This is a genomic window from Methanomassiliicoccales archaeon (genome assembly GCA_038850735.1).
Taxonomy (GTDB): domain Archaea; phylum Thermoplasmatota; class Thermoplasmata; order Methanomassiliicoccales; family JACIVX01; genus JACIVX01.
Genome location: JAWCLO010000018.1, coordinates 1 through 9643 on the forward strand (window position 1 = coordinate 1; position 9643 = coordinate 9643).

At 40.0% G+C, this 9643-nt stretch carries 10 protein-coding genes; 6 read left to right on the top strand and 4 right to left on the bottom strand.

Going from position 1 to position 9643, the window contains the following annotated elements; genetic code table 11:
- On the top strand, positions 1 to 369 hold a 369-nt coding region (locus QW087_07990; GenBank protein ID MEM2944664.1), incomplete at its 5' end, for a phosphoglycerate mutase.
- A 254-nt stretch (positions 370 to 623) separates the two neighbouring features.
- Complete coding sequence (locus QW087_07995) at positions 624 to 983, top strand: hypothetical protein (protein ID MEM2944665.1); 360 nt, start codon at positions 624 to 626, stop codon at positions 981 to 983.
- A 22-nt stretch (positions 984 to 1005) separates the two neighbouring features.
- Here QW087_07995 and QW087_08000 read toward each other — a convergent pair whose 3' ends face one another.
- The 3 genes from QW087_08000 to QW087_08010 all read right to left on the bottom strand — a co-directional run bounded on the left by QW087_08000 (position 1006) and on the right by QW087_08010 (position 4058).
- A complete protein-coding gene (locus tag QW087_08000) occupies positions 1006 to 1524 on the bottom strand; it encodes a hypothetical protein (protein MEM2944666.1) in 519 nt (172 codons plus the stop codon).
- Positions 1525 to 1528: 4 nt separating this feature from the next.
- Positions 1529 to 2041, bottom strand: a complete 513-nt coding sequence (locus tag QW087_08005; protein ID MEM2944667.1) for a hypothetical protein — start codon at positions 2039 to 2041, stop codon at positions 1529 to 1531.
- An 88-nt stretch (positions 2042 to 2129) separates the two neighbouring features.
- Positions 2130 to 4058: a peptidase U32 family protein gene (locus tag QW087_08010; protein MEM2944668.1), complete on the bottom strand. Its 1929-nt coding sequence runs from the start codon at positions 4056 to 4058 to the stop codon at positions 2130 to 2132.
- A gap of 181 nt (positions 4059 to 4239) precedes the next feature.
- On the opposite strand from QW087_08010, the gene QW087_08015 reads away from it, so the two are divergent.
- From QW087_08015 to QW087_08025, 3 genes are read left to right on the top strand one after another with little or no spacing between them, the layout of a single operon-like run.
- Positions 4240 to 4806, top strand: coding sequence for a hypothetical protein (locus tag QW087_08015; GenBank protein MEM2944669.1), 567 nt, complete (start codon positions 4240 to 4242; stop codon positions 4804 to 4806).
- Complete coding sequence (locus QW087_08020; GenBank protein ID MEM2944670.1) at positions 4787 to 6550, top strand: type II/IV secretion system ATPase subunit; 1764 nt, start codon at positions 4787 to 4789, stop codon at positions 6548 to 6550. The genes QW087_08015 and QW087_08020 overlap by 20 nt, the downstream gene beginning before the upstream one ends.
- Entirely contained in the window at positions 6537 to 8324 is a 1788-nt protein-coding gene (locus tag QW087_08025) for a hypothetical protein (protein ID MEM2944671.1), read from the top strand. Before QW087_08020 ends, QW087_08025 begins: the two co-directional genes overlap by 14 nt.
- Here the strand turns inward: QW087_08025 and QW087_08030 are convergent.
- Positions 8290 to 8724, bottom strand: coding sequence for a formylmethanofuran dehydrogenase subunit E family protein (locus tag QW087_08030; GenBank protein ID MEM2944672.1), 435 nt, complete (start codon positions 8722 to 8724; stop codon positions 8290 to 8292). The two genes, QW087_08025 and QW087_08030, sit on opposite strands and share 35 nt — an antisense overlap.
- Before the next feature lie 271 nt (positions 8725 to 8995).
- Here QW087_08030 and QW087_08035 point away from each other — a divergent pair, with 271 nt between their 5' ends.
- The gene (locus QW087_08035) at positions 8996 to 9502 is read left to right on the top strand and encodes a DUF2085 domain-containing protein (protein ID MEM2944673.1); all 507 of its coding nucleotides are present in this window, start codon (positions 8996 to 8998) and stop codon (positions 9500 to 9502) included.
- Positions 9503 to 9643: the final 141 nt, after the last annotated feature.

Below are 9643 nucleotides of genomic sequence, written 5' to 3' on the forward strand. Positions count from 1 at the left end.
CTTCTTGAGACTAAAGATCTTGTATTGATAAACATTAAGGCGACTGACATTGCTTCGCATGACGGTGACATCGAGAATAAGATTAAGGCTATAGAGCGTGTTGACTCAATGGTGGGATACCTCAGAAATACCATTCCTGAAGATACAGTCATTGCTATTTTAGCTGATCATTGTTCGCCAATTGAGGTAAAAGATCACAGTGGCGATCCGGTCCCTCTTACGGTATACTGTGAGGGTGGTTTAAGGGATGAAGTTCAAACATTTGATGAGCGGTCTTTTCTGAAAGGAGGAATGGGGAGAATTCGAGGTAAAGATCTTTTGCCCATCTTGCTTGACAAGGCAAATAGATCAGATAAGTACGGTGCATAGTCTTATTTTTCACCACCAGCATTGTTTATGATGAGAAGACGATTAAGTGCGCGGGCATACGCAGCTATCGAGGCTCTTTTCCTCTATGTATTATTGTGGTATACAAATGAATAATTCCAGTGAATTCTCCGGTGGAATCCAAATTTGAATATCAGGAATTCATATTTAATGTCATATCAGGTGAAAGATAACGAAAAAGAATCTTCAGTAGAAACGTTCATTATCGTAAAGGTTTGTGATTATGGTGGTGGAAGATGAAATTTTGTTACTGTCCCGAATGCAACGTCCTGAGGCCAAGAAACTGGTATCTAAGAACGAAATGTGAAATCTGTGGCGGCCAGTGCAAGATTTTGCACGTCAAAGTGTCAATCTTTGGATGGATGATGTACCTATTCAGTTCGGTTGCGGTATTCTTCCTTTTCATCTTTTTGGTTCGCGGTCAATCTCTATTTGGTTCTCCTGCAATCTTCGAATCATTGCCATCGGAACTCTTGATTGCCGTTGTATTTGCTTCGATATTTGTTGCCTTTATTTTACAATATTTAGAACTATCAAGGGCAACTAAGACTGCAAATGGAATGCTGAAGAAAAAAAACATGAGGAGAAATTTTTGACGGTATTTAGGGCACGTGCACCTTATTTCCAAATAATAAGAGAGAAAATAGCATGGAGTTCAATATCAGAGATCTCGATCGATAAATCGATATTTGAAACATATCTGTCTGAAGAAAAGGGAGGCGAGTCAGAATTTTTCACAATGAGATTTTGTCCATTAACATCAACCAACCACTGAAAATTGACATTTGCGGGAAGCAATCCTGCGAGAATTCGTGAGACGGACAAAACGAAGTTTGAGGTTGCTGAGTCATTCTTATAGTCCTTCGCGGTCATTAGTAAAATAGCTACATGAGAAACACTTGCTGACTTGTTGTAATTTTCTTCCAAAAATGAGAGCTCTGAAATTTGAATTGTTGTCTCAAGGAGCACTCTGTGAACTTCCTCCGTAAGTTCTTCCATTCTTCCTAAGCCAATCTCGTCATTGTGAGAAAAATCATTTGAAAGAGCAATGGATATTGTTGCGCAGATCGCCAAGAAAATCAACGAATCGAGAATCGCACTTAATCCCTTGTGATTTAGTGCCTTATGATCCATCATGTACTCACCAGATCTGTATTGTAAGAATGCCAGCTCCTACTGATCCATCTCTATAAAGCAGATTGACCCGCTTTTGATAAGTATACACAGATTGGTTGGCTGATGCATGCGCCCCCTCATCGAACAAAGCCAACATTCTTTCACCATCGTCTATTTCCTTTACAGTGATCCTGAAACCTTTGACGCCATAATCTTCACAATTGCCTATGGAGATGTTGAAAATTGGTGGCATGATGAATTTTCCATCGGGAGTGAATAGCCGTTCGTCTGCGATGAGATTTCTTGCAATCAATTGGCATTTTTCTTCAGAATCCTTATTGTCTCTTTCGAGATCCATCGTAGCTGTTATTATGCTATTCACAAGAATTGCAACACCTATGCTCACGGCGATTAAGGAAAATATGACCTCAATAAAACCGCCAATAGCGGTCATGTCTTTGATTGACTTTTTGAATGACCAGCCGGGTTTCTGTATTTGAAATCTCCCATAGAAAGAAGTCTTCTTATTCTTTCGCATCTCTCGTTGCTACTGATTAGGCCTACTCTTTTGATTTGTTGCTACAATTAGACCTAGGAACAAATCAGTGCTCTTGTTTCTCTCTATATCATTTTACTCCTCTTAGATAATGACCAGAAGTCAGTGACTTACACATTTTCTTAATATCTCTTTTAAGTGAGAGGTCTCTGTGATAAAATGCTCTCGCTACAAGTTCACACAATTCCGCATCTCTTCTTCTTAAATCGATTCCGATCGAGTCGATACCCATTTCTTCGATTTCATCTACATAGTCAAGAAGAAGAAGATCTGAAGAGTTTAGAATGTGTACAAGACCCTCCGAGTCTCTAAAAACTTCAAATTTCTTATCTCGTTCGTCGATGAGCAAACCCTCTGGTAGTGATGGATCTTTGGATACCATGAGCTCAATTTTCCCGAATGCGAGAATCTCCACTCTTTGATCATAATGTCTCAAGACATCTTGGATTTCTTTTTTGTTCAACTCAACGGAGATTGTGTATTGATATATTTTTGGAAGAGTCAAACTATTGAAGAAATTGAGCGAGTAGTGCCCGTAGAGTTTCCTATCCTTATATTTATGCAGTTGCCCAATTGTGCAGGCCATAATAGATTCGTGTTCCACGTCTGGTACTTGTGACGAGATTCTTGGCAAAATGAAGACGAGTTCGACACCACTTTTCTCGCATAATTTCTTTGCCCCATCAAACTGCTTGTTTCCCTCGAAATAAATTCGGGTAGCATATTTTAATACTCGTTCAAGCGACTTTATCGATGATATATAAAAGGAGAGTTCACATTTACGAGGATGTCTTTTGATTTTCCCTATTTGTAATTTGACTTTATTTATCTTTGGCTCGATGGGTTCGAATTCGAGTTCACCAATGATCTTACTAATATTATCAAAAGTCCTATCCTTTGTCTTATAAGCAAAATAGCGACCGTCTGGAACGTTCAAAGGAAGAGAAAGAACAGTCTTGCCACCTTGATATCTTATGTTCTTAACCTCAAACCCACCAATCTTCTCGTGATTCTTATAAAGCGTAATTCCGTCACGCTCCCTTATTGTGGCTGTATGCAAGGAGAGCAATCCTCGTTTAACAATTGCAATACCTAAAGGCAATCCCCTCGAATTGGCATATTCCGTTTGCATTACAGATTCAGAAACTAAATAGCCATTTGTGAATCCCCTGCTAAAGACTGTCTGAAGCAGTTCCTTTTCTCGTTCTGTGATGGGGTCCGTCTCACCGCGTTCAATTCTTCCAATGGCATTTGAATATATCCTAGAGGTAAGGTAAGCATATAGGGGACTTCTCATACGGCCTTCGATCTTAAACGCATTGATACCCATATTCACAAGAACCGTAAGTGTTCTTGTCGACCAGAGATCAGCAGTGCTGAGGAGGTACCCTTCTTTATTTCCAAGTTTGTATTTTTTTCTACAAGGTTGTGCGCACATTCCTCTGTTACCACTACGACCTCCGAGAATGCTTGAGAAGAGGCACTGTCCTGAGTAAGAATAGCAGAGTGCTCCGTGGACGAAGACTTCCAATTCAAGCGACGTTTTATTCCGGATCTCCAATAGCTCTTGAAGAGACAACTCTCGTGCCAAGATCACCCTCTTGATACCATTTGATTTTGCCCACTCAAGACACTCAGGTGAATGGAGATTCATCTGGGTAGATGCGTGAATAGGAATCGAAAAATGATCTTTAATCAATTTAAGCAACCCTCGATCCTGAATGATTAAAGCATCCACATCAGCAGCAACAAGGAAATCAATGTATGATAGGACAGAGGCAAGTTCCTTTTCTTTGATAAGGACGTTGACTGTCGCGTAAACCTTCACATTGTTCTCATGAGCTATCTTGATAGCACCTTTCAATTCGCTTGGTGAAAAATTTTCGGCGAATCTCCTCGCGCCGAACTGCCTCCCTCCCAAATAAACGCTGTTCGCACCTCCGAGAATGGCGGCTTTCAATGATTCTTTTGAACCAGCTGGTGCAACAAGTTCAACCACACTTCCCAATAAGCTCTTTGATTATAATTTTATTTTCATGGAGATTTGGATACTAATTTCTTATTTGAGAATTTTCGATCAAGAATGCATCTCCGGAATTTCGACCTAGAGTTCGAACTTTTAGCTTAATTGTAACAAGTACCCGAATGAACATGTCACTTAATTTACTCATTTGAGGAGAATGAGGCAGAGCGCTTGGAAAACGATTTTGAGAACCAGTAAAGATAAGGGGTTTGACGAAATTTCCAGATGCAAATATCAAAAGCATGGTAACACGATTGAAATTGATTGCCTCGACTGCACTGGCAATAAGAGTCTCTCGGATCGAAAGTGCTTGAATTCGCTATGCTCAATTCTTCAGACTGAAGAGTGCGTTGAAAGGCTTGTGATGATCGGTGATTACGATATAATGTTTGAACCTACTATTGTAAATCTACTGAAAAGGCTATCGCGAATCCATCGGCTCTTTTTGGAACTTAAAGATTCTTCAGAATTCACAAAAAGATGCAAAATTTGTGATTTTCATCCTCTTCGTATCCTCGATCTTATCTTCGCTGATTTGTCATTTGTAAAAACAAATCTGAATGATGTGCCTTCTTCAATGTATCGCTCGCAGGCATGCCGTGAATGTTTGGATAAACTTAGGATTGTAATCTCTCGTGTGGAAACGGAGATAGATACGATTCAGAGAATCATGATTAAAGAACTTTACAGGGTGGTGGCTACTGATGAAGAAGATTTCAATTAAAGCGGTTCGACCTTTGAAAAGAGGGTCGTTGATCAATACAAATCACTTAAAAAAATCATTCCTCCAGCTTGTCCAAGAAAGGAGCATTTCTAAGCCACATTTTTCTGGCTACTGGCTAAATAATCGAGTTCCAAAGAATGCCAAAAAAATTGAAGAATACGATATTTCAGATGCAAAAGTTGAGATCTTTTTATTACATGGCGGTATTGAGTACTTTTATTATATTGACCCCCTGGAATATAAACTCTCTCCTCCGCTTGTGCGGATTGTTAGAGAATTGATAGAGAAAATAGCCACCAGCAATCCTCGGCTTAGTTGGTCTTCTTATGAAGAATTACGACAGTACGTTACGACTTTATCCAAAGCATTGATTCCTGAATTGGTTCAGAAATACAATTGCTCAAATTATTGCCCTATCGAGAACAATTCTAACTCAATCGAAGAGGCTCTTTCAAGAATCGTCACAAAGTATACTGTTGGATTAGGTCTCATTGAGAGCCTGCTTACTGATCCCCGTATCGAAGACATTTTTGTCGATGCTCCAGTTGCTTCCAATTGTATTTACATAACACTAAAGGGCTGCAAAGGGTCAAGCAGCATTTTTCGATGTGCAACAAACATCAATGTGACAGAAGCCGAAGTCGATGCACTTGTCTCGCGATTTAGACATTGCAGTGCACAACCATTTTCTGAAGCTTTTCCCGTTATGGAAATCGATGTGACAGGTTTCGATTCACGCGCAACTGTAATCGGTCCCCCACTTAGTCCTAATGGCACAGCAATTGCACTTCGTAAACATTCTGTATCGCCGTGGACGCTTCTGAAGTTTGCCTATAACGAAACGATCGACTGCTTCATGGCTGGATTAATTTCATTTCTTATCGATGGCAGGAGTACGGTACTAATATGCGGTCCAAGAGGTTCCGGAAAAACAGCATTCTTGGGAGCATCGTTGTTCGAATTTCCGAAGAGCCAGCGAATACTTACAATCGAGGACACTCCTGAGTTACCTGTGAGGAAGTTGCAGCAACTTGGTCATAAAGTACAATCAATGGTCGTTGAATCTGAAATAGGAGTTAATCGAGAAGAAAGGATGAATGAGGCGTTGAGAGTAAGTCTCAGACTTGGCGAGTCGGCAATAGTTCTTGGAGAGGTGCGGGGCAAAGAGGCGATCACTCTTTATGAGAGCATGCGTACAGGAAAAGCTGGATCATCAGTCCTCGGAACCATTCATGGGGAATCTGCCAAATCAGTATATGAGCGGGTAGTTCACGATTTTAGAATTTCAAAGGAAGTATTCGGAGTAACCGACGTTGTTATCACTCTTGGATTGTGCAGACCTCGAGGCTCTCAAGCCCAGACAAGGAAAGTAGTAGAGATCGCTGAGTTGAAAAAAGGAGATAATTCGGGAGAGTTTCAAACGCTGGCAAAATTTGAATACGGATCGTGCTCGTTCTGCCATATTCTCCATGAGAAATCAGAGGTTATCGACAAGATAGCGCGGTCTTGGAACATCAGCTATGATGAAACTTGGAACAATATACAAGCGAGAGCCAAAATTCGCGAAGTACTCATCTCTCTCGCTTACAAAGGATACACTGAGTGTCTTGAGCCAGAATGGATATCAAGGGCAAACGAGTTTTTGTGGCAGAGAATGACTTACGAAGAGATTCATTATGAAACGGTAGCCGAAGAATTCCGAATCTGGGCATGCGGGAGGCTTGGCATAAGTGGCGATGCTTGAAAAGGATTTTGTTCGATTACTTGAAATCCTAGCTAGGATAAACCCGCCTAAATGGTTTGACTTGAGACTTAAGTCTTTGATTTCCACCCAGGCCAAAAGATGGCTAAAATCTAGAGGAATAAAAGAAGAATTAATAGTTTCTGCAGCATGGACATTGTATTTAATTGCAATGGTATCGCTGTTCTGGTTTTCATTTTTATTTATCTTTTTTGTTGATGGAATTACAATCATTTTCATAATACTAGCTGGGTTGATTTTTGGATTTATATTAACCATTTATCCAGTACAGATAGTGAATAACTTCGTAATGAGAGAAGAGAAATCGATATTTCGCGATGCTCCTTCCGTGGTAGCATGCATTTCAATGAGTATGCGGTTCCGTCCTTCGATTGAACAAGCCGTGCAGTACACGGCAACTCAAATCCATTCTCCCTTATCTGAAAAATTGTCACAGTCCATATGGAGCGTTTTTACCAGGAAGAAAAGAAATATTATACTATGCTTAGAAGACATTGCATCGTCATTTTCGGATCTGAACAATGGAATTCAACATGCGTTCCATCTCATCGTCGCTTCATCGTACGAGAGTACTAGAGAGGGTCTAAATCGTTTGTTAGATAAGGCAAATTCTCTGGTTATAAATAATGTCCGTGATCGTGTTGAAAACTTTGTCGCAACTCTTGCAATGCCCACAATGGTACTCTTTGCGCTTGGTATAATCTTGCCAATTATGATACTTTCGTTCTTTCCATTGACACTGCTCCAGATGGACTCATTAGTCGCCTCGGCAAATAACGTTGAAAATATTCCTATGCAACCCCCATGGGAAGCATATTTTCTAATACTAGTTATCATACCAACGGCAACTTTTCTCTACGCCCGATCTATTCTTTTGCGGAACCCGATAAGCACTGTGCACCATTCAGATGAGACATTGAAGAAAATTGATCACGCTATTTTTGTCGTCCCCTCTGTTATCATATTACTAATACTGGGCTGTATTCTATACAGAGAACCCTATCTTTTCCTGATTATTTTCTCGATACCTGTGCCGCTATTGTTAGCTTTCGGGTTGCGTCGCAATCAGATTCAGAGTAGAAAGAGCAGCGATGCTGAAAGAGATTTCATTACTGCGCTTTATGAAATAGGCAATCATATGATCGCCGGGGAGAGTTTTGAAACATCACTGAAGAGATCTTATGAAACAAGGCATGCGACTTTCTATGGTGATTTTGCCAAAAGGGTACTCAGGCGGTCGCAGATTTTAAAAACAAAGATCGAAACAATAATTTCTGAAGAAATGGACAAATCATCACTTTCTGCCATTGTGAAGAGCGCCTATTACCTTGTAGCTAAATGTGCACTAAGAGATACAACAGGAGCCGGCCTTGTGGCACTCAATCTCGCTCAGAATCTTAGTGATATTCGATCGCTGGAGATGAGAATTATAGAACGGCTTGGAAGCATCATTGATATGATGAAGTATACCTGCATCCTCTTCGCTCCCCTAGTTCTTGGCATTACAAGTAGTATCTTCGTCATACCAGATTGCCTTGAACCTAGTTCAAATTATCTGTTTGGGAGTAATACCCTTGTTGTTGGGCTATATCTGTTGGAACTCACATTTATTATAACATACTTTTCCGATTTTCTTCTTCCCGAAAGGAAATGTAGTGATGTCATATACCATTTTGGGACTAGGATGCCCTTTTCAATGATCGTATTCATCTTTTCATCAATCATAAGCAAGACCTGGATTGTTCACTTCTTTTAGTAGAAATCTTAACGTTAAATAATTCATCTTCATTTAAATTAAAAATTTCAATCGCAATGGCCTCTTCCGTCTCTCGTGTCATTCTCCTTTCAATTTCCTTCCGCACTTTTTCGTTCAATTCGATAGTCAAGTTTATCTCATCGCTGACAAAGTCTGCAACAGGCTTCCCTTCATTCACGATAAAGATATTACCTTTTCCAAGGGTGCAGGACGATGAGAATTGCACACCGTCGACTAGGCATGAAAGAGGCCTTTGATTTCCCGTATGAACGATAGCATGCAATTTCCCAGATATGTATCTTCTGGCAAGCGCTCCCATCCTGTACCCTACCACAACGTACGGTCCGAGATGTCCGTGAAACCGTTTCAGGATTTCCATTTCTTCTGGAAGACTGGTCATCGCATCATAGAAACGCAAATCCGATATCAATCTTTTCTTAGAGTCTTAGATCCGCTTGCAATCATGAAATGTCAAAATCGCGTCGATACCTTCAGAAATCGAATTCATTTGCAAAAAGATTACTCGTAATCACGCACAAATTTAAATGCATTGGTCATTAAATAAAAATATCCGAAAGACGATAGCAAAAATTAGCCGAAAGTGTGCAAAGGTTATCATATTTCCTGTTGATAATTGCTTTTTTAGCATGCAATTGATAAAATCTAGATCGGTGAGACTCAAAATTCTAAGTGCCAATCTTTTTGCAGTTTGGCTAATTCTGGTATTCATTTCGCCACTACTCGTAGCTTCCTCTGCGGTTAACGATCTTAACGGAAAAGTTGGTGAACTGGACAATCAAAATGTAATAGAAGAGATGAATCTGGTTCCAAGAACAATTTATACTATGGGTGACATATACTGTCATCAGAAGTCTGAAAGGTCTTATTTTGTAAATGGCAACCAAATGCCTTTTTGTTCCCGGGACGTCGGGATATTTATTGGCCTTTTTTTGGGAATGATTGCTTCATTGCTAATGCCAGGATTTAAGATAACGCTTCCATTATTCCTTTTGCTTTTTCTTCCGTTAGCTATAGATGGCTCTCTGCAGTTGTTGACAAATTACGAATCGATCAATATTCTGAGAGTTGTTACCGGTATTTTTGCTGGCACAGCTGTTTCTTTTCTTATTTCTATGCTGCTTGATGAGCTGCTTGAAAAGCAAAGGAAAAGAGAATAGTAGGTTGAATAAGAGAAACTTATAGGCAATAGATCAAGTCTCTGGAATTGCCTCGTGCTGCATTTCAAACCACAAAAAGTTGCATGATTTCAAGATTTTCTTCAAAACGTAAATTCATTCTATTCGTCAACAGTCAAAAAT